The 18,574-nt window shown below is 57.5% G+C and carries 14 protein-coding genes and 2 pseudogenes; 4 read left to right on the top strand and 12 right to left on the bottom strand.

What is annotated here, in order from left to right:
• Positions 1-103: 103 nt before the first annotated feature.
• From PSQ90_RS02340 to PSQ90_RS17100, 4 genes and pseudogenes are all read right to left on the bottom strand, one after another.
• Positions 104-1,369: an AGE family epimerase/isomerase gene (locus PSQ90_RS02340; RefSeq protein ID WP_282211839.1), complete on the bottom strand. Its 1,266-nt coding sequence runs from the start codon at positions 1,367-1,369 to the stop codon at positions 104-106.
• A 108-nt stretch (positions 1,370-1,477) separates the two neighbouring features.
• Positions 1,478-2,446 carry a class 1 fructose-bisphosphatase gene (locus PSQ90_RS02335; RefSeq protein ID WP_282211838.1) on the bottom strand — a complete coding sequence of 323 codons (969 nt, stop codon included), beginning with the start codon at positions 2,444-2,446 and terminating at the stop codon, positions 1,478-1,480.
• A gap of 88 nt (positions 2,447-2,534) precedes the next feature.
• Positions 2,535-6,755, bottom strand: a pseudogene (locus PSQ90_RS02330) (NAD-glutamate dehydrogenase domain-containing protein); the annotation flags it as partial.
• Positions 6,756-6,931: 176 nt separating this feature from the next.
• Positions 6,932-7,189: pseudogene (locus PSQ90_RS17100) on the bottom strand (hypothetical protein); the annotation flags it as partial.
• Between the two features lie 290 nt (positions 7,190-7,479).
• On the opposite strand from PSQ90_RS17100, the gene PSQ90_RS02325 reads away from it, so the two are divergent.
• Positions 7,480-7,875 carry a PRC-barrel domain-containing protein gene (locus PSQ90_RS02325; protein ID WP_282211837.1) on the top strand — a complete coding sequence of 132 codons (396 nt, stop codon included), beginning with the start codon at positions 7,480-7,482 and terminating at the stop codon, positions 7,873-7,875.
• Between the two features lie 59 nt (positions 7,876-7,934).
• Positions 7,935-8,180 (top strand): DUF2934 domain-containing protein, encoded by a 246-nt coding sequence (locus PSQ90_RS02320; protein ID WP_282211836.1) that lies wholly within the window; start codon positions 7,935-7,937, stop codon positions 8,178-8,180.
• A 16-nt stretch (positions 8,181-8,196) separates the two neighbouring features.
• Here the strand turns inward: PSQ90_RS02320 and PSQ90_RS02315 are convergent, their stop codons facing one another.
• The 6 genes from PSQ90_RS02315 to PSQ90_RS02290 all read right to left on the bottom strand — a co-directional run bounded on the left by PSQ90_RS02315 (position 8,197) and on the right by PSQ90_RS02290 (position 15,794).
• A complete protein-coding gene (locus PSQ90_RS02315; RefSeq protein ID WP_282211835.1) occupies positions 8,197-9,156 on the bottom strand; it encodes a nucleoside hydrolase in 960 nt (319 codons plus the stop codon).
• Between the two features lie 84 nt (positions 9,157-9,240).
• Positions 9,241-10,998 carry an ABC transporter ATP-binding protein gene (locus PSQ90_RS02310; RefSeq protein WP_282211834.1) on the bottom strand — a complete coding sequence of 586 codons (1,758 nt, stop codon included), beginning with the start codon at positions 10,996-10,998 and terminating at the stop codon, positions 9,241-9,243.
• A complete protein-coding gene (locus PSQ90_RS02305) occupies positions 10,982-12,730 on the bottom strand; it encodes an ABC transporter ATP-binding protein (RefSeq protein WP_282211833.1) in 1,749 nt (582 codons plus the stop codon). The genes PSQ90_RS02310 and PSQ90_RS02305 overlap by 17 nt, the downstream gene beginning before the upstream one ends.
• Before the next feature lie 99 nt (positions 12,731-12,829).
• Positions 12,830-13,585, bottom strand: coding sequence for an ABC transporter ATP-binding protein (locus tag PSQ90_RS02300; protein ID WP_282211832.1), 756 nt, complete (start codon positions 13,583-13,585; stop codon positions 12,830-12,832).
• Positions 13,579-14,655, bottom strand: coding sequence for a FecCD family ABC transporter permease (locus PSQ90_RS02295; RefSeq protein ID WP_282211831.1), 1,077 nt, complete (start codon positions 14,653-14,655; stop codon positions 13,579-13,581). Before PSQ90_RS02295 ends, PSQ90_RS02300 begins: the two co-directional genes overlap by 7 nt.
• A gap of 2 nt (positions 14,656-14,657) precedes the next feature.
• On the bottom strand, positions 14,658-15,794 hold the full coding sequence (locus PSQ90_RS02290) for an ABC transporter substrate-binding protein (protein ID WP_282211830.1): 1,137 nt from the start codon (positions 15,792-15,794) through the stop codon (positions 14,658-14,660).
• A gap of 115 nt (positions 15,795-15,909) precedes the next feature.
• Between PSQ90_RS02290 and PSQ90_RS02285 the strand changes: the two genes are divergently transcribed.
• Together PSQ90_RS02285 and PSQ90_RS02280 are read left to right on the top strand one after the other, a co-directional pair.
• Positions 15,910-16,542 (top strand): class I SAM-dependent methyltransferase, encoded by a 633-nt coding sequence (locus PSQ90_RS02285; protein WP_282211829.1) that lies wholly within the window; start codon positions 15,910-15,912, stop codon positions 16,540-16,542.
• Positions 16,539-16,697 (top strand): hypothetical protein, encoded by a 159-nt coding sequence (locus tag PSQ90_RS02280; RefSeq protein WP_282211828.1) that lies wholly within the window; start codon positions 16,539-16,541, stop codon positions 16,695-16,697. Before PSQ90_RS02285 ends, PSQ90_RS02280 begins: the two co-directional genes overlap by 4 nt.
• 15 nt (positions 16,698-16,712) lie before the next feature.
• On the opposite strand, the gene PSQ90_RS02275 is transcribed toward PSQ90_RS02280, so the two are convergent.
• Together PSQ90_RS02275 and PSQ90_RS02270 are read right to left on the bottom strand one after the other, a co-directional pair.
• A complete protein-coding gene (locus tag PSQ90_RS02275) occupies positions 16,713-17,687 on the bottom strand; it encodes a branched-chain amino acid ABC transporter permease (protein ID WP_282211827.1) in 975 nt (324 codons plus the stop codon).
• Positions 17,684-18,574 carry a branched-chain amino acid ABC transporter permease gene (locus PSQ90_RS02270; protein ID WP_282211826.1) on the bottom strand — a complete coding sequence of 297 codons (891 nt, stop codon included), beginning with the start codon at positions 18,572-18,574 and terminating at the stop codon, positions 17,684-17,686. The genes PSQ90_RS02275 and PSQ90_RS02270 overlap by 4 nt, the downstream gene beginning before the upstream one ends.

Genomic DNA, 18,574 nt, shown 5'->3' with positions numbered 1-18,574 from the left:
GTACGCGGGGTCCGCATCACTTGCAACCGTTGCGGGCCGAATGCCAACTCCTTGACCGTTTTCCTGTTTCGCACCTGGGGTGTGAAACGGAAAACGCGTCAGATCAATAGTGACTGGTGTGGTCTGCCTCAATAATGGCGTTGGCCAGGCTCCCCGTCGTGGGATAGAGCGGAATGAGGCAGGCCTGTAGCGCGTGATAAATGTCAGGCTTGCCGGTAAACAGCCGGGCGCTGGGGCGTAAATCTGTCGTCAATTCCGACCGCCAGCCCCCGCTCTTGGTGTCGATCAGGTGATTGGCCGCAAAATCCCACAATTTGCGATACCAGAGCTGAAAGAACTGATCGCGATCATGGTCGCTGAGATAGGCCGCCGCCCCAATGGCCTCGCTGAGCGGCCACCAGAGCTTTTCGGTCATGACCGGCTTGTTGTCCCAATCGAGCGTGTAAAAGAACCCACCATGCTTATCGTCCCAGCCCAGCTCAATCGAGCGGCGGAACAATTGGCGCGAGGCATCGGTCATCCAGCTTAGCCGCTTGTGGCCAAGCGTCCACAATTGCAGCAGCAGGCGGGACCATTCCAGCCAATGGCCGGGTGTGGTGCCCGCCGGGCGGAACATTTCGTTGCCCAGATAGGATTTGTCGAGCACCCAATCGCCATCAAAGTGTTCGGCAACCCGATAGTCCATGGCAACTGCGTGTTTGCCAATGATCAATTCGGCAATGCGTTCGGCCTTGTCCAGATAGCTTTTTTCGCCTGTGGCCTGAAAGGCGGCCATGAGCGCTTCGGTCATATGCATATTGGAATTCTGGCCGTTATATTCAGCGACCGGGGACCAGTCAGCGTTAAATTCTTCGCGCACCGCCCCGCGTTTATCGTCCCAGAAGCGGGTGTTGATCACCTCGGTAACATCCGCCAGCATTTGATCCGCCAGTCTGTGTCCGGCCAGTTTGGCGCTCGAGGCCGCCAGAAGCACGAAGGCATGGCCGTACGCCTGTTTGATCGTGTTGACCGGGCCGTTACGGTCACATGACCAGAAATAGCCGCCGTGGCGCTCGTCGCGCAGACGCTCCCAGATAAAGCGCATGCCGTGGTCAACCATTTCATCGGAACCGGGGCGCCCGATCAGGGCACCAACAGCAAAGCAATGCACCATGCGTGTGGCTGTGTGGATCTGGCAGATATTGTGGTCGGCGTTAAGGGCGTTGCCCTTGTCATCGAGTTCGTAGAACCCGCCATCAGGATCGATCGAGGTTTCCTGAAAAAAATCAAACAGATTGTTGGCCTGCCGCATCAGCCATTGCCTATGGAAGGGGCGGCCCGCCCAAGATGCAGCATTTGTGGAGGGCAGGAGTTTGGCATAATCGGACATAGGGGGCTCCTCAAATCGGTCGGCTGCCGATTTCTGGTGTTCTACCCTTCCTATATCGGGACAATCGCAACCATGCAATTTGTCCGGCTAACGATTTACCTCTCTTGTCTATTTGGCTTTGGCATATAGCGCATCGAGGCGCGCCACTTCGGCCGATGATCCCATGATCACCGGCACGCGCTGGTGAATGTCGGTTGGGACCACATCCAGAATGCGCCCATGGCCGGTCGAGGCAGCCCCACCCGCCGCTTCGAGCAGCAGGCTCATCGGATTGGCTTCGTACAACAGGCGCAGGCGGCCGCCCTTGGCCGTGGTTTCGCTATCGAGCGGATAAAGAAAAATACCGCCACGCATCAGAATGCGGTGAATGTCGGCAACCATCGAACCGACCCAGCGCATATTGTAGCGCTTGCCGAGTTCGCCCTCTTCGCCCGCAATGTTTTGGGCTACGTAGGTTGAGGTTGGCGCGTCCCAGAACCGCTGGCGCGCACTGTTGATGGCATATTCACCCGACTGTGCCGCCACCTGAACCGCCTCGCGATCCAGCATGAACACCCCCTCGTTAGAGAGCGTGAACGCCGCCGTCGTCTTGCCAAACGTCAACAGCAGGCTGGTCGAGGGGCCATAGGCTGCATAGCCCGCCGCGAGTTGTTCGCTGCCGGGTTGCAATAGATCGGGCGCATTGGGATCGACGGCGAGAACCGAAAAAATCGAGCCCACCGTGACGTTTACGTCCAGATTTGAAGACCCGTCCAAAGGATCGGTGGCGATGGCGAAGCGCCCTTGATTCTGCATGTGAAGTTCTTCATCCAACTCTTCCGATATCAGAATCGAAATGGCAGCATTCTGGCGTATGTGCTTGATGAATATATCGTTTGAAACAACGTCGAGCTGCTTTTGCGTCTCCCCCTGCACATTGGTGTGGTCGGTGGCACCGGCCAAGCCGTCGGTCGGTGCGGTGCGCAGCACCTTGGCAATTTCGGCACAGGCCGCCGCAATCGTTGTGATGACGCCAGCCAGTTCGGACGAGGGAGCCTCGGCCTGAAGCCAGTCCTGCAAAGTCTTGGGCGCGCTCATCAATAGCTTCCTCGATACTGGTATGGGTCAATTGGTAATGTCGCGAAAGCCCGCATTTGGCAAGCGCGACATTGCACTTGACCAATCAACTTTGTCGCGCCAGATCACCCAAAAGACCCGCGGCAACCGAAAGGCGCGAGACGCTTAACTGGCCCTGCCGCAATTCGCCAACAGCGGTTGCCGCCCGTTCGATGCCGGCGGCTCGTGACTTGCGCCAGCGCGCCAGCCGATCGGCCATGCTGCCTTTGCCCGATCCAAGCACATCAATGGTTAAATCGCGCTGGGCACGCATCAGATTGGCCAGGGCCCGATCCAGTGCCATGCGATCAAACCGATCATCCAGCTTGATGGCGCGCCCCTGATCAAGGATGGACCAAAGCTCAAAGATCGCAAACACCCCGAAGAACGCGTGGGCGGCCTCGCCAACCGAAACACCACCCCGTTCACTGATCAGGACAATGTCGCTGGCATAGGAAAGCACCGGCAATTCGGCGATCCTGCGGGCAGTTTGTGCCGGAACACCATGCGCCTCGGCCTTTGAAACCTCGGCAGAGATTGCCTCGGTGATGCTGGGGGAAACCAGTTCGGGCAGCATATCGCGCAGGGTGGCGACACCCCCAGCATGGCGGGCAATGATATCGGGTAGAGGCTGGCTTAAATCGCTATTGCGCAGAAACCACAAGACTTCCTGCTGCAGCAGCGCCCGCATTCGCTCGTAAAGCTCAAGCTGGACATCGCCAGATACTTTATTGTCCAGCGCGTCAACCAGCGCGTTAAGCTCGCCCAGTCCGTAAATGTCCCGCGTCGCCACATAGGCAATGGCAACATCGCCAACCCCGGTGCTGGTCGCGGCCATCAGTTCGGTGACAAAGGCTGGCCCGCCCCGGTTGATGATGGCATTGGCCAGAACCGTGGCGATGACTTCGCGCCGCAACCGATGGGTAATGACACATTCGGGATAGCGGTTATGCAATGTTTCCGGGAAATAGCGGAATAGCTCATCGCCCAGATGGGGATTGTCCGGCAGCGGGGATTCCAAAAGATCGGCGTAAAGCGATAACTTGGCATAGGCCAGTAAAACCGCCAGCTCCGGTCGGCTCAATGCATGGCCCTTGGCAGCGCGTTCAGTGATAACCACCTCTGAGGGCAGGAATTCCACCTGTCGATCCAGAAGTCCGCGCTGTTCCAGCCGAGCCATGAATTCGCGATGGTCGGGCAATTCTGAAAGACCCGAGCGCTCTGCCAACGACAGGGCAAGGCTCTGCAGATAATTGTTTCGCAGGCAAAGCGCTGCCACCTCTGGAGTCATTTCCGCCAGAAAACTGTTGCGTTGCTCCTGATTGAAGCTGCCATCGGCCAACAGGGGCGCTACCGCGATCTTGATATTGACCTCAAGGTCACTCGAATTGACGCCCGCTGAGTTGTCGATGGCGTCGGTGTTGATGGCCCCTCCCGCCAACGCATATTCGATGCGCCCGCGCTGGGTTATCCCCAGATTGGCACCTTCACCAACGACCTTGGCTCGAACCAGCGTTGCCGGAATACGGATTGAATCATTGGCGCGGTCCCCTGCATCAGCGTTGGTTTCGTGACTGGAGCGGATATAGGTGCCGATACCGCCAAACCACAACAGATCGACTGAGGCCGCCAAAATTGCCGACATGATCTCCTGCGGCGTGGCCGCACTGGCACTGATGCCCAGAAGTTCCTGCATTTCGGCACTGATGGGGATGGCCTTGAGCGTGCGCGGGAACACCCCGCCGCCCTGCGAGATCAGTTTGAGATCATAATCCTTCCAGCTTGATCGCGGCAATTCGAACAGGCGCTGCCGCTCTGCGAAACTGCTGGCGGCGTCGGGCGTTGGGTCGATAAAAATATCACGGTGGTCAAAGGCGGCCACCAACCTGATCTCGCGCGATAGCAGCATGCCGTTGCCAAACACGTCGCCCGACATGTCGCCAACGCCGGCCACTGTGACGGGACTGGTCTGAATATCGCGATCCATTTCGCGGAAGTGACGCTTGACCGCTTCCCAACCGCCACGCGCGGTGATGCCCATTTCCTTGTGGTCATAACCCGCCGAGCCGCCGGAGGCGAAAGCATCGCCCAGCCAATAATCACGGTTGATGGCGATGGCGTTCGCGGTATCTGAAAAACTCGCCGTGCCCTTGTCGGCTGCGACCACCAGATAGGGGTCGTCGCCATCCATCCGGCGGACATTTTCTGGCGGAGCCACAGTGTCGCCGACCAAATTGTCGGTGATATCGAGCAGCGATCCGATAAAGACGGTGTAACTGGCTATCCCTTCGGCCAGGACCGCTTCGCGGGCAAGCCCGGCGGTCGAACGCTTTGGAAAAAGCCACCCTTGGCACCAACCGGCACGATGACGGCGTTTTTGACCTGCTGCGCCTTGACCAGACCCAGAACCTCGGTGCGGAAGTCTTCTGGCCGATCCGACCAGCGTATGCCGCCGCGCGCAATGGCACCAAAGCGCAGATGCACACCCTCAACGCGGGGCGAATAGACAAAAATCTCGCGATAGGGTCGTGGGGCCGCCATGCCCTCGACCTTGGCGCAGTCAAATTTGACCGCCAATGCTGGTTTGCGATTGCCTGCCTCATCGCGCTGATAGGCGTTGGTGCGCACCGAAGCATCGATCAGATTGAGAAACCGTCGCACGATGCGGTCTTCATCAAGCGATGTGACAGCTTCAAGCGTGATGGCCAGCGAGTCGCGCGCCGCCTTCGCACGCCCCTCGCGATCTTGTGCGGCCGGATCGTGCAGCGCCTGAAACAGACTGACCAGCGCCTGCGACGCGCTGGCCTGAGTGACCATTACCTGCGCCAGATAACGGTGACCGTAGGATATGTTGAGTTGGCGTAAATAGCGCGCCAATGACCGCAACAGCGCCGCATCATCCCAACTCAATCCGGCCTTGAGGATCAGGCCGTTAAAGCCGTCGCTTTCAGCCAACCCGTCCCAGACCGCCAGCAATCCCGCCTCTATCGGGTCGGCGACGCTGGCAATATCAATTGCATGCCCATCGGCAGCCGCCAGCACCATGTCGTGGATGTAGCGGTCCACACCGTCCGTGGGCGTGACGGTATAAGTGCGCTCGTCAATAACGCGGAATCCGAAAAATTCCAGCATCGGCACACGGTCGCTCAGGGGGATAGCGCTGTTGCTATGATAAAATTTCAGCCCCAGATCGCCTTCACCACCTTGGCGATGGCGCAGTTTGATCGCGATGTGGGCTTCATTTTCGAGCCCCTGCAGCACTGCAATGTCGCGCAAACCGTCCTGGGTATCATTGCGCGACTGGTAGGCCGCCGAAAAGGCGTCGCGATACTTCACGATGCCCGCAGGATCGCTTGCTGCGGCGATCAGCATATCGCCAAAACTGCGTGTCAATTCTTCGACGCGCGCTTCAAGTTCAGACCGCTCGGGGCGGGGCGTTGCCCCGCCGTTGCGTCCGATGATCAGATGCAACCGCACCAGATCCCCTTCCGGGAAGTGCGGATAATAGGCCGATATCCGGCCATCGTAGCGATCTGCCAGATAGTCGTTGACCCGAACCCGGACATCGCTGTCATACCGGTCGCGGGGCAGGAAAATCAGGATTGATACGAAATTGTCGAACTGGTCGATGCGCGGCAGCACCCGCACCCGTGGCCGGTCATAAAGTCCGGCGATGGCATGGGCATATTCGGCCAGAACATCGGCATCAATCTGGAAAAGTTCATCGCGCGGATAGGTGTCGAGCGCGCTGAGCAATGCCCGACCGGCGTGACTGGCCGGGTCCAGCCCGGATTTTTGCATCACCGCCGTGATTTTCTGGCGGATCATCGGGACTTCATTGTGCGGCATGGCAAGTGCTTTGGAGGTATAGAGCCCCAAAACTCGCAGCTCCCCACTTACCTGACCATCGGCATCGTAAAGCTTGATGCCGACATAATCCATGTGAGCGCGCCGATGCACCCGTGCCCGGATATTGGCCTTGGTAACCAGAAGCGGATCGCGCGACTTGAGAAACGCGACATGCTGCGGGGTCATTTCGACATAGTCGGGACCAGAACGCAGGAAACGCGTTTCGACATCGCTGAGAATGCCCAATCCGCTCTCAGCAATGGGCTCAAGCTGCATGCCATCACCCAACCGATATTCGCGCATCCCTAGAAATGTGAAATTATGTTCGGTCAGCCAGCCGAGAAAATAGATGGCCTCATCGCGCTGCGCATTGGGCACACTGGCTTTCGATGTCTGGAGCGCCGCCGCCGCATTATTGATCCGGTTCAGCATCGACTGCCAATCGCGGACCGCCTTTGCGACTTCGCTCATGGCGGTTTCGATTTCAGCACGTAACGCCACCACATCGCTAACTGGATCGGTGTGAATGTGCAGCATTGAAATCTTGCCGCCCGAACGCTCGAACACCGGATGGGCAAACATGCGGACCGTGCCGCCCGCCGCGCGCACAGCGCCCAGCACACTATCAACGATAAACGGGGTATCGGGGGAAACGACATCGATAATCAGCCCGCCATCGTCGACGCTGTCGATAAATGTCTGGCTGGCCTCGGGCACCCTGGAGCCCAAATGGGTCAGCGAATGGCGCAGGATGCGCTCTATGACGGCGGGATCAAGACCGATCAGGTCGTCCTCGTCAGCCGCCTCAACGACCTGGGTAAGAAAGGCGGCAAACTCAGGGTCACTGGTTTGCAACCCATTGGCCCGCGTCAGCATGGCGGCACGTCCGTCCAGAATCGAATCGGTCAATTGCTGTCTCCCCAAGAGCCTCAACCAGTCTAGTCACGCAATTGAACCTGTCAAAAGCTCTGTATTATTGCCTTGCCTCAATAGTGTGACATCAATGCCCTTTTTGCCCGGCCGCAACAGAAAATCTTGGGAAATTGCGAATGCCGGAATCGCGCCAGACGGGGTTTTGTACGAACCCGTACCCAATCAAATTTACGGAACCATGCGCGATTTACACCCGTTGTGCTGTCACTTCCACCCAGCAATGGAGAATGACAATGGCAAGCCAATATTCTGACGTTTCGGACAAGAATGCTGACATCAGGGAAAGCCACAATCTGATCGCCAGCGATCGAGTTGAAGGCACCAAGGTCTATTCGCTTCAGGGCGAACATATCGGCAATATTGAACGCGTGCTGATCGAAAAGCGTAGCGGCAAGGTATCCTATGCGGTGCTGGCTTTTGGCGGTTTCATGGGCATGGGGCACGATCACTATCCGTTGCCCTGGTCCAAGCTCGATTATGACGAAGACCTCAACGGCTATAGCGTCGATGTGACCAAGGAGCAGCTTGAGGGCGCCCCCAAATATCACGACGAAGACGACTATGTGTGGACGCCTGAACGCGGTCGCCAGGTTTACGACTACTATGGCATTGCACCCTATTGGATCTAAGCGCATACCTTGCCCCGCCCGAACACTCGGGTGGGGCATTTCCTGTTTGGACTTGAACGATGTTACCGCCAGAACCACCCGCGGATCCCGAAGAAGACGAGGCAGCACTGGACGCGTGGCATCAGGCTATCGCCAATACAGCCTATTTTCTCTGGCAACAGGACGGCTCTCCCGAAGGCAGGGCCGATCAATATTGGCAGCGCGCCGAAGAAAAGCACCTTCGTCAGCGCGCCTATGATGTCCGGTTACGCCAAGGCACCTCGGATGGAGGCGAAAAGGACTTTGAGCGGCGTTCCGGCAAATAGCCGAAAAGGGCAGGCGCTATTGCCCCGAAAGGGTCTTTTTGATCAGCGACATGACTGCAGGCGCATCAATTTCGACGCAGACACTTTGGCTCGGCATCCCGTCCCATGGCCCGGGTGGAAAAAACATCCCATCAGGCTTCTGGATGGTCTGGCCTACCGCAATGCCTTCGCATGAAACGCGAATGGCGCCGCGCCGCAGGGTGAACAGTTCGGGCGCCACCACATAAACAGCAGCGCAACTATCATGCACAAACATCCCGTCGGCGATAATGTGCTGGTAAAAGTCGATATAGAACTGGGAAACATCGGACAGGAACTGCGCCTTTGGACCGCCAATCCGGGCAACTTCGGCCATTTCGGCGCGGGTCATCACTGTCTTGTGCGTTACATCCAGACCGATGGCGACGACCTTCCAATCGGCCGTCATCACGCTATCAGCCGCCTCAGGGTCGCCAATGATGTTGGCTTCCGCCGCCGGCGAAAGGTTGCCGGGCACATCAAAGGCACCGCCCATGATCACCACCTGTTTGACCAGACCAACGATATCGGGGGCAAGCGCCAAAGCCAGCGCCAGATTGGTCATTCGGCCCACCGCAACAATGCTGATTTCGCCGGGATTGGCGCGCACCAGATCAATGATGAATTGCGCCGCCGGACGTGGGTCCGGCGCAATATCAACACTGTCGGGCACGCCCGCGACATTGCCCAGCCCATTGTCGCCATGCACAAAGGTCGGCGGCGGTCCCTCAACACGATCAGGATGAACCGCCCGACCGGCTCCGCGCGCCACCGGGGCGTCTATCGCCCATAATTGCTTGAGGAACAGCGCATTGCGCGTCGTGGTATCAATGCTGGCATTGCCGAAAACGCTGGTGATGCCGACCAGATCAATATCGGGATGCTGGTCGAGAAACAGCAGGGCCATGGCATCATCAACACCGGGATCGGTATCAAAAATCACTTTGTGCTGGGCCATGCTGGATTTCCTTTGGCGGGTAAACCTGCCCTCTACACGAAAAACCGGTGACGGCGCTACCCCCAGACCAAGGGGGAAAGCGTGTTAGCTTTGCATCTGGCCATTAAGCAGCATGTCGACAGCACTTTCCATCGACCCGGCCGGGGTCACTGTCCCGCCATTGACGAAGAATATCTCGTCGGCATTGTTGATGGTGTTGAGGCGGTGGGCAATGATGACAGTGGTCGTTTGCGCGGGCAGGGCGGCCAGAATTTCCTCGAGCAGTTTTTCGGTGACCGTATCAATATTGGCGGTCGCTTCATCAAGGATCAACAGCTGCGGGTTGCGCAACGCCGCGCGCATGAAGGCGATCAACTGCTTTTGCCCCAGACTCATCGCATCGCCACTGGCCGAAACCGGCGTTTCCAGCCCCTGATCAAACCGCTTCAGCAAGCCTGAAAGGCCGGCTTCGTCGAGTCGATCGACAAGCTGGCCACCGGCCAGATCGGCATAGGCCGGATTGCCATAAACGATATTGTCGCCCACCGTGCCGCTGAACAGAAAAGGCTCTTGCAGGATAAAGCCGATGGTTTCGGCGCGTTCCTCGGCAGTAAAGGCGCGGATGTCGCGCCCATTAAGGCGCACGGTTCCGGCGCTGGGATCGTAAAGCCGCGCCATCAGCGAGGCTGTGGTGGTCTTGCCGCCGCCGGTGGGGCCGATCAATGCATAGGTCTTGCCGCGCTCCAGCGAAAAGCAGATATCGCTCAATACGTCCTGACCACCAGAATAGCTGAACGATACGTCGTCAAACGCCATGACTGCGTCGCCCACAACCTCATCGGATGGAACGATGGTCATGTCCGAGTTGAGTGCCAGAACTTCGGAAATCCGATCAAGCCCGGCCAGTGCCAATTGCAGCGATGCCCAAATGCTGGCCAGCTGCCGCATCGGGGTATAAAAATTGGTGACGTAAAGAATGTAGCCGATCAACAGGCCTGTGGTCAGTTCGCCATTGCCGATCAGAATGATGCCATAGGCCAGAACGATCAGCGTGCCCAGATTGGCGGCGAGGCCGTAGAGTGGCAGGAAAATGTTGCTGGCAACACCGGCCTTGACCGAGGCTGAATAATTGGCCTGATTGGCGCCCGCGAACTTGTTGCGGAAATAGTCCAATCGGTTGAAGGCCACGATCACCTTGAAATTGGCAAGGCTCTCCTGAACCTCGCCACTCAGCCCGCCCAGCGTTTGCAGGCTTTTGAAGCTGGCGCGCTTGACCCAGCCGCTCAACATCCGGGTTGCGATCAACACGATAATGGCCGGGACCAGCGCCGCCAGCCCCAGCCGCACATTGAGGCTTACCAGCAAGACGCCCGCGCCCAGCATCAGGGCAGCGTTTGACAGGAACTGCATCAGGGCCTGCGCAAAGAACTGGTTGATCTTGTCGGTGTCGTTATTGATGCGCGAAATCAGATCGCCCGACTTGTTCTGATTAAAGAACGCGACCGGCAACGCCTGCAATTTAGTGAAAATCGCATTGCGCAGATTGAACAGGATGCGGCGACCAACGCCGCCCATGGTGCGGCTCTGAACATAAGACGAAACCAACCCGATCAGAAAAACGCCCAGCAACAACCCCGACCAGACAAACACGCCCTGATAATCATTTGTCGCGATGAAGCGATCAACGATATAGGCGATGATCAACGGCGCAGTCAGGGTGGTGGCCGATGAAATGATGATGGCAAAAACCGCCAGCGCCACATTGCGCCCTTCGCCCGCCATAACCGGCAACAGGCGCGTGAGGCCAACGCGTAGCGGCTCTTTGGACTGGTTGGTGTCCTGGGTATTAAGCCTGTAATGCATAATCGTCAGTGCTTTGCTGGGAGTTATGGATCTGCACATATTCGGGCGAAGTGTGGATCAACTCGGCATGGGTGCCGATGGCAAGCGCTGCCCCCTCCATCAGAACGACAACCTGATCATAATTCTCGATGGGCCCGATTTTCTGGGTAACCGACACCAGGGTCAGGCCGGGATAATTGGCGGCAACATTTGCCAAAATCTTGCTTTCGGTACGGCTATCGACACGCGCGGTAAAATCATCAAGCAGCAGAACGCGGGGATTAAGGGCCAAGGCCCGCGCCAGCATGATCCGCTGCTTCTGGCCACCCGAAAGGCTCGTGCCGCGCTCCGAAATAATGGTGTCGAGCCCATCGGGCAGGGTGGCGACGAAATCCTGCAATTCGGCGGTCTCAATGGCCTTTTGCAGGCTCAGGTCATCGACAGTGTTCGAAAAGGCGATATTTTCGCGCAGGCTCAACGCAAAGGTCACGCTGTCCTGAAATACCAGCGCCACCTGTTGATGCAGGGCCTGCTTGTCGTAGTCGGTAATCTCGTGGCCATCATAGCGGACATGGCCGCTCTCGGGCACAATCAACCCACTCATGGCGTAAAGCAATTGGGTCTTGCCTGCGGCGGTCGGGCCGATAACGGCTGTGCGACTGCCCGCGGGCACGCTAAAACTGACGTTTTCCAGCGCCAGCTTGTCGCCATAGCGCACATTGAGGCCGGCAACCTCGATATCGCCATGCAGCGGGTCGTCGCGCCGGCCCCAGGGCTCGGGCGGTGGGCTGGCCAGAACCGTTCCGATGCGCTCGTAGGAAGCCGAGGCCTGCGCCACCACATTGCTCATGAAGCCGATGATCAGGATGGGAAAAATCAAAATGCCCAGATAGCTGTTGAACGCGGTAAAATCGCCCAATGTCATGGTGCCCGAAATCACCAGATGCCCCCCAAAGGAAACGATTGCCAGCGTCGCCAGATTGGTCACGAAAATGATGATGGGAATAAGGGCTGAAAACATCCCGACGATCCGCAGGCCTATCGCCTTGGATTCGCCGTTGGCAACGATGAACTTGTCGTATTCCAACGCCTGGGAATTGAGCAGGCGGATCAGGGATGATCCGAGAATGGATTCGTTGATTACTTTATTGAGCCAATCGAGCGCTTCCTGTCCGCGCCGGAACAGGGGGCGCACCCGGCTGAGTACGAAATAGAACGAAAAGCCAATGATCGGCACGACCATCAAGACCAGCAGCGCCAATTGCCAATCGATCAGCATCAACAGGATGCTCGCCCCGACGATCAGGAAAAGGGATGAAACGATTGAGGCAATCGCCTGCGACACAAAGGATTTTACCGCATCAACATCCGAGGTGAGATTGGTCAGAAGCTTCGATGCCGTCACCTTCTGGACAAAGGCAAAGTCCTGACCCGAAATGGTGGCAATCAATTTGGTGCGAAGATCGCGGGCCACTTTTTCGGCAGCAAGCGTCTGAACAATTGACTGTCCGTAGGTCAAAATGAAAACGCCCGCGGCCAATGCCAGAAACTGCTCAATCAGGCTGGTGAGCGAATAATTGGCTGTGCCCGCCCCGTCAATGGCGCGCGCAATCAGTTGTGGCCCAACCAGATTCAGGCTGTTGCCGGCAATCGTCAGCCCAACAAGCAGGGCAATCCAGCGCCAGTAAGGCACAAGCAATGCGAACAGTTTACCTGAATTGGGGCGCGCTCTGGCGCTATTAGGCGACGACATTTGTGCAGTATCCGCACTGATTTTTGCTCGGCACACTCCTAGCATGCCCCAGCGATATTGAAACCCGCGACGTCAGGTGCGCGACGATTTGCCGATTAATCAGGCGGCCGTGGCGTCAACGATTACATGGTCGAAATTGCGTGAGCATTTTTCAATCCGCGCTTCGACCCGATAGATCTGGCGCAACATGCTGGCGGTAATGACCTCGCTTGGCGTGCCGAAGGCGCGCATGACACCATGGTCGATCAACACCACCCTGTCAGCAAAACGCAGCGCCTGATTGAGGTCATGCAGGGCAATCATCACGATCATGCCGCGCTGGCGGGCCTGGGTGGTCACAAAGTCGAGCACCTCAACCTGACGATGAAGGTCCAGCGCGCTGGTCGGCTCATCCATCAACAAAATATCAGGCTCGCGCACCAGTGCCTGCGCCATCGAAACTAGTTGGCGCTGGCCGCCGCTGAGCGCGCCCAGATCGCGAAAACTCAAATCTGTGATATTGAGCGCTCCAAGCACCCGGTCGATATAAATTAGGTCCGCATCAGCCACCGACCAGGATGATTTCTGCTTGCGTGCCAGCAAAAGTGATTCATAAACGCTCAGCACCGCGTTGGCCGAACTGTCCTGTGGCATATAGCCGATGGCGTTACGGCCCTTGTCGCTGCCCGTGACCTGCACGGTGCCCGGTCCTTTGACAAGGCCCGCGATCCGCTTGAACAGGGTAGATTTGCCCGCAGCATTGGGGCCGATTACCGCCACCACCTCGCCAGCGGCAATTTTGGGAACGCAAACACCCGATATGATGGTCTTGCGGCCATACGCGGCGCCAACTTCATCCAGTTGCAGCCCTACCATGATTTCCTCATCGTGGTGATGATCAGGGAAAAGAAGAACGGCACACCAACCAGCGCCGTGATGATGCCGATGGGAAACACCACACCCGGTATGATGGATTTCGATACAATCGAGGTCAGCGACAGCAACAGCGCGCCCGCCAGCACCGATCCGGGCAGGAAAAACCGTTGATCTTCGCCAAGGATCATCCGCGCAATATGCGGCCCCACCAAACCAACAAAGCCAATGGTGCCGACAAAGCTGACAGGAACAGAGGTCAAGAGGGACACCATCAACATGGTTTCGAGCCGGATGCGGCGCACGTTGACGCCAAAACTGGCGGCCTTGTCGTCGCCGAGACGGATCGCCGTCAGCGCCCATGCATTGCGTGCAAACAGCGGAAGCGCGATCAATAGTACGGCGAGCGTAACCCCGATCTTTGGCCATGTAGCCTTGGAAAGGCTGCCCATGGTCCAGAACACAACCGCCGAGAGCGCCTGTTCGGAAGCCAGAAACTGCAAGAACGCCAACAGGGCATTGAATGTAAAGACCAGCGCAATGCCCAATAGGACGATGGTTTGCACCGAAACGCCGCGCGCCTGCGAAATCAGGTAAATAAACAGCGTCGCCCCAAGGGCCGCGATAAAGGCGTTTGCCGGTACGATCAGGCTGGCGGCAACCGGTAGCAACGGCACACTGGTAACAATGGCAAGGCCGGCGCCAAAGCTGGCGGCGGCCGATATACCCAGCGTAAAGGGGCTGGCCAGCGGATTGGCCAAAATGGTCTGCATTTGTGCCCCGGCCAGCGACAGTGCCGCGCCAACCACAATGGCCATAACCGCTACGGGCATGCGAATGTCCCACACCACGGTGCGAACCTGATCAGAAACCGCGCCCGGATCAAATAGCGCCAGAAGCACCTGATCCAGCCCGTATCGCGCTGGACCCCACGCCAGATCCACTGCAAAACTGACGCAGAGTGCTATTGCCATCGCAGTCAATATCATCAATTTGCGGCGGGTGTGGACGCGGTAAAGACCGCGCCCCGGTTCAACCGTCGCCGCACCAACAAAGGCTTCGACTACGGCCATGATCAGTTACCGTCGTCCAGCGAAACCCAATAGCCGGGTTTGAAATCAATCGGCAGGAATTCCTCTGAAAACGCCTTGAAGGTTGCCTCAGGGTCAAGGTCTGCAAACAGTTCAGGGTGGAACCATTTGGCCAGCTGCTGTACCGCCACAAAATGGTAGGGACTGTTGTAGAATTGATGCCAGATCGCATGAACATTATTGGTTTTAAGCGCCTTGGAACCCGTAAAGGCTGGTACATCAATCAAGGCCTTGAGGGCGGCGCGACTGGCGTCGGCTGAACTAGCCGTGCCCGGGCCAACGCTGACATAGGACTTGCCATTGGCAACATGGGTCCAGTCCGATCCGGTGACCACAACAACATCGGGGTTTGACGCAATGACCTGTTCAGGGTTGATCGAGCCGGTATAGCCGGGCAGGAATTGCGAACCCAGATTATTGCCGCCCGCCATATCCACCATCAAGCCAAAATTATCGGGGCCAAAAGTGCCGCAACATTCGATCAGGCCGGCGGCGCGATACATGAATACGTCGGGGCGGGGCGGATTGCTGGCCGCAATGACATCGGTGATCCGGGCCAACTGCTCACGGCGGAATTTTGCCACCGCTTCGGCGCGATCATGCTCACCAAAAATCTTGCCCAGAATTTCGAGGCTGGGTTCAGTGTTGGCAAGGATATGCTCGCGGAAATCCACATAGACAATTTTGACGCCAATGCCATCGAGCGTGTCTTGCAGCTTGATTTCGTCGGCAGCGCCCTTGGCCCCGATTGGCAGCAATAGCAGATCGGGATGCAGCGCAACCACAGCCTCGGTCTGCAAGGTTCCGTCAGTGATGTTGCCCAGGAACGGCAAATTCCTGACCTCCGGAAACTTGGCCGCATATTGGTCAAAACTGGTGACGTCGGTGGTCCACAAATCATTGCGCCAACCGACGATCTTGGCAAATGGATCGCCTTCGGTGACCGAAGCGATGGCATAGATCATTCGCCCCTCGCCAAGAATGATCCGCTTAACTGGTTTGTCGAATTTGATTTCACGCCCCGCAATGTCAGTTACGCTGAAAGCCTGTGCAAACGACGGGCCGGCGAACAGGGCGGCCAGCACAAATGCTGGTGCCGCCAGACGACGCATAAAGTTCATTTTCATCTCACAAAATTAGTGCTACATCGCTGCGATATAAAACATGATGGCGAATATCAAGTTATATCTTTTAGAGCAATTCCAAGGTGATAGCGTTTTGACTGAGCAGACGAGCATGAGCGGGACGGGCTCAAACTATTCCATTCGCGATGAAATTCAGGCTTTCTGGTCCGAGCGCGCGGCAACTTTTGATCAAGGCGTCGGCCATGAGATTTTTTCTGAGGCCGAGCGGCGCGGCTGGCGTCAATTGCTGGCCCGACATTTGGGCGACGGGGCAGGGCGAAACGCTCTGGATCTGGCCAGTGGCACAGGCGTTATTTCGCACCTGCTGCACGACGCGGGATTTGGTGTAACCGGTGCCGATTGGTCAGAGGCAATGCTCGAACAGGCGCGCAACAAGGCCGCCCAGCGTCAGGCTGATATTCGCTTTATCCTGCGCGATGCCGAAAACACCATGGAGCCGCGTCAAAGCTTTGACGTGATCACCAATCGCCACCTCGTCTGGACGCTGGTTGATCCAAAGGCCGCATTCGCCGAATGGTTCGCGTTGCTCCGACCCGGCGGCAAACTGCTGATCGTTGATGCCAATATGGGCAAAAAAGCTGGGTATCGCATTTGCGCGCTGTGTTGGAGCGCTTTTCGCTGGCAAAACCGCGCCAACACCTGGCCCCAGCTATGGCCCAGCGTCTGGCCGCAATTCGCACCCAGGTCCATTTTTCTGGCGCCATGCCCGCCGAAGCGGTGGTGAAATTGCTGCTTGAGGCCGGTTTTGCCAATCCGGTTATCGACCGGAAGTTAGGCGCCATCCACTGGGCGCAGGCCCGCAAGATGAGGCCGTTGCAAGGGCTGGAGCGGCTGGCACAGGATCGCTATGCCATCTGCGTCACCAAGCCCCTGCGATAAAAACGACCGGCAGGCCTAAAGCGACTTTTTGGTGAGCCGCGCAATGACCCCGACAATGCCTTCGCGGAACAGCAATACGCTGGCAACGAAGATAACGCCTTGCAAAACGGTAACCCAAGCCCCCAACCCGGCGAAATAATTCTCCATGGTGACCAGTGCGGCTGCACCCACTAATGGGCCGAACACGGTACCCATGCCGCCCAGAAGCGTCATCAGCACAACTTCGCCTGACATTGTCCAATAAACGTCGGTGAGCGAGGCAAGTTGAAACACCAGCGCCTTGGTCGCCCCGGCGAGCCCGGCCAGCGTGGCAGACATGACAAAAACCGCCAGCTTGTAGCGCTGCACCTTGTAGCCGAGCGAAATCAGACGCGGTTCATTGTCGCGAATGGCCTTGAGCACCTGCCCGAAAGGCGAATGAATGATCCGATAGATGCCGAGCAATCCACCAAAGGCAATGACCAGCACCACGAAATAGAGCGTCAGATCCGACGAGAGGTCGATAAAGCCAAACAGATGCCCGCGCGGCACGGCCTGAATGCCGTCTTCGCCGCCGGTAAACGGGGCTTTCACCGCAAAGAAGAACACCATCTGCGCAAAGGCCAGCGTCACCATGGCAAAATAGATGCCCTGTCGACGAATGGCCAAGGCGCCAATGCCTAGCCCCAGAACGGCCGCCGCAGCGGTACCCAATAGAATGGCCAACTCTGGCGATAGGCCCCAATCCTTGGCGGCGTAGGCGGTTATATAGCTGGCCGAACCGAAAAACGCTGCATGGCCAAACGAGAGCAGCCCCCCAAAACCCAACAGCAGATTGAGCGCACTGGCGAACAGCGCAAAGCACAGCACCTTCATCAAGAACACGGGATAGAGCACAAATGGCGCGATCAGCAGCAGGACCAGCAGCACCGCGAAAATGATGAGGTGCAGGCGCGGCGTGCCTACGGGCAGGGCTTCGGCCTGACTCTGCGCCGGGGTTTCCAAACTCATGATGCGGCCCTTCCGAACAGACCTGCGGGCTTGAATAGCAGCACAATGGCCATGATGACAAAAATCACAACGGCAGACGCTTCTGGATAGAACACCCGGGTCAGCCCCTCAACGATCCCCAGGCCAAAGCCGGTCAGGATGGCTCCAAGGATTGATCCCATACCGCCAATGACGACCACGGCAAACACCACGATAATCAGGTCCGCCCCCATATTGGGATTGACCGAATAGATCGGGGCGGCGAGCACTCCGGCAAAAGCGGCAAGCGCCACGCCGAACCCGTAGGTCAGCGTGATCATGCGTGGCACATTGATGCCAAAGGCGCCAACCAGCGTCGGATTTTCCGTCGCGGCGCGCAAATAGGCCCCAAGCCGGGTGCGTTCAATGGCAAACCAGGTGCAAAAACAAACGATAGCTGAGGCGAATATCACCCAGGCTCGATAATTGGGCAGGAACATGAAGCCAAGATTTTGTCCGCCCGACAGTTCGGCGGGGATGGAATAAGGCAGGCCCGAAACGCCATACTCATTGCGGAAAACGCCCTGAATGATCAGCGCCAGCCCGAAGGTCAGCAGCAGGCCATAAAGATGATCGAGATGGTAGAGCTTTGAAATCATCAGCCGCTCGATACCAACCCCGAAAGCGCCAACGATGATTGGCACAAGAGCCAGGGCCCACCAATAATTGATGCCGGTATAGGTCAGCAGCATCCAGGCGACGAACGCGCCCATCATATATTGAGCGCCGTGGCTGAAATTGATGATGTTCAACAGGCCAAAGATCACGGCCAGGCCGAGACTGAGAAGGGCATAAAAAGAGCCGTTGATCAGCCCAAGCAGCAATTGCCCGAAGAGCACCTGAGGTGAAATGCCCAATAGCTCGAACAT

It is taken from the genome of Devosia rhodophyticola, from assembly GCF_028816475.1.
GTDB classification, from domain to species: domain Bacteria; phylum Pseudomonadota; class Alphaproteobacteria; order Rhizobiales; family Devosiaceae; genus Devosia; species Devosia rhodophyticola.
Note: the sequence above shows the minus strand (reverse complement) of the source record. Positions and strands in the feature narration are given on the sequence as shown.

Coding starts and splice junctions, on each gene's coding strand:
- PSQ90_RS02300 (WP_282211832.1), bottom strand. CDS start 13,585: ATGGTAGGGCTGCAACTGGATGAAGTTGGCGCCGCGTATGGCCGCAAG.
- PSQ90_RS02310 (WP_282211834.1), bottom strand. CDS start 10,998: ATGCATTACAGGCTTAATACCCAGGACACCAACCAGTCCAAAGAGCCG.
- PSQ90_RS02315 (WP_282211835.1), bottom strand. CDS start 9,156: ATGGCCCAGCACAAAGTGATTTTTGATACCGATCCCGGTGTTGATGAT.
- PSQ90_RS02295 (WP_282211831.1), bottom strand. CDS start 14,655: ATGGCCGTAGTCGAAGCCTTTGTTGGTGCGGCGACGGTTGAACCGGGG.
- PSQ90_RS02285 (WP_282211829.1), top strand. CDS start 15,910: ATGAGCGGGACGGGCTCAAACTATTCCATTCGCGATGAAATTCAGGCT.
- PSQ90_RS02320 (WP_282211836.1), top strand. CDS start 7,935: ATGTTACCGCCAGAACCACCCGCGGATCCCGAAGAAGACGAGGCAGCA.
- PSQ90_RS02340 (WP_282211839.1), bottom strand. CDS start 1,369: ATGTCCGATTATGCCAAACTCCTGCCCTCCACAAATGCTGCATCTTGG.
- PSQ90_RS02290 (WP_282211830.1), bottom strand. CDS start 15,794: ATGAACTTTATGCGTCGTCTGGCGGCACCAGCATTTGTGCTGGCCGCC.
- PSQ90_RS02325 (WP_282211837.1), top strand. CDS start 7,480: ATGGCAAGCCAATATTCTGACGTTTCGGACAAGAATGCTGACATCAGG.
- PSQ90_RS02335 (WP_282211838.1), bottom strand. CDS start 2,446: ATGAGCGCGCCCAAGACTTTGCAGGACTGGCTTCAGGCCGAGGCTCCC.
- PSQ90_RS02270 (WP_282211826.1), bottom strand. CDS start 18,574: ATGTTCGAGCTATTGGGCATTTCACCTCAGGTGCTCTTCGGGCAATTG.
- PSQ90_RS02275 (WP_282211827.1), bottom strand. CDS start 17,687: ATGAGTTTGGAAACCCCGGCGCAGAGTCAGGCCGAAGCCCTGCCCGTA.
- PSQ90_RS02305 (WP_282211833.1), bottom strand. CDS start 12,730: ATGTCGTCGCCTAATAGCGCCAGAGCGCGCCCCAATTCAGGTAAACTG.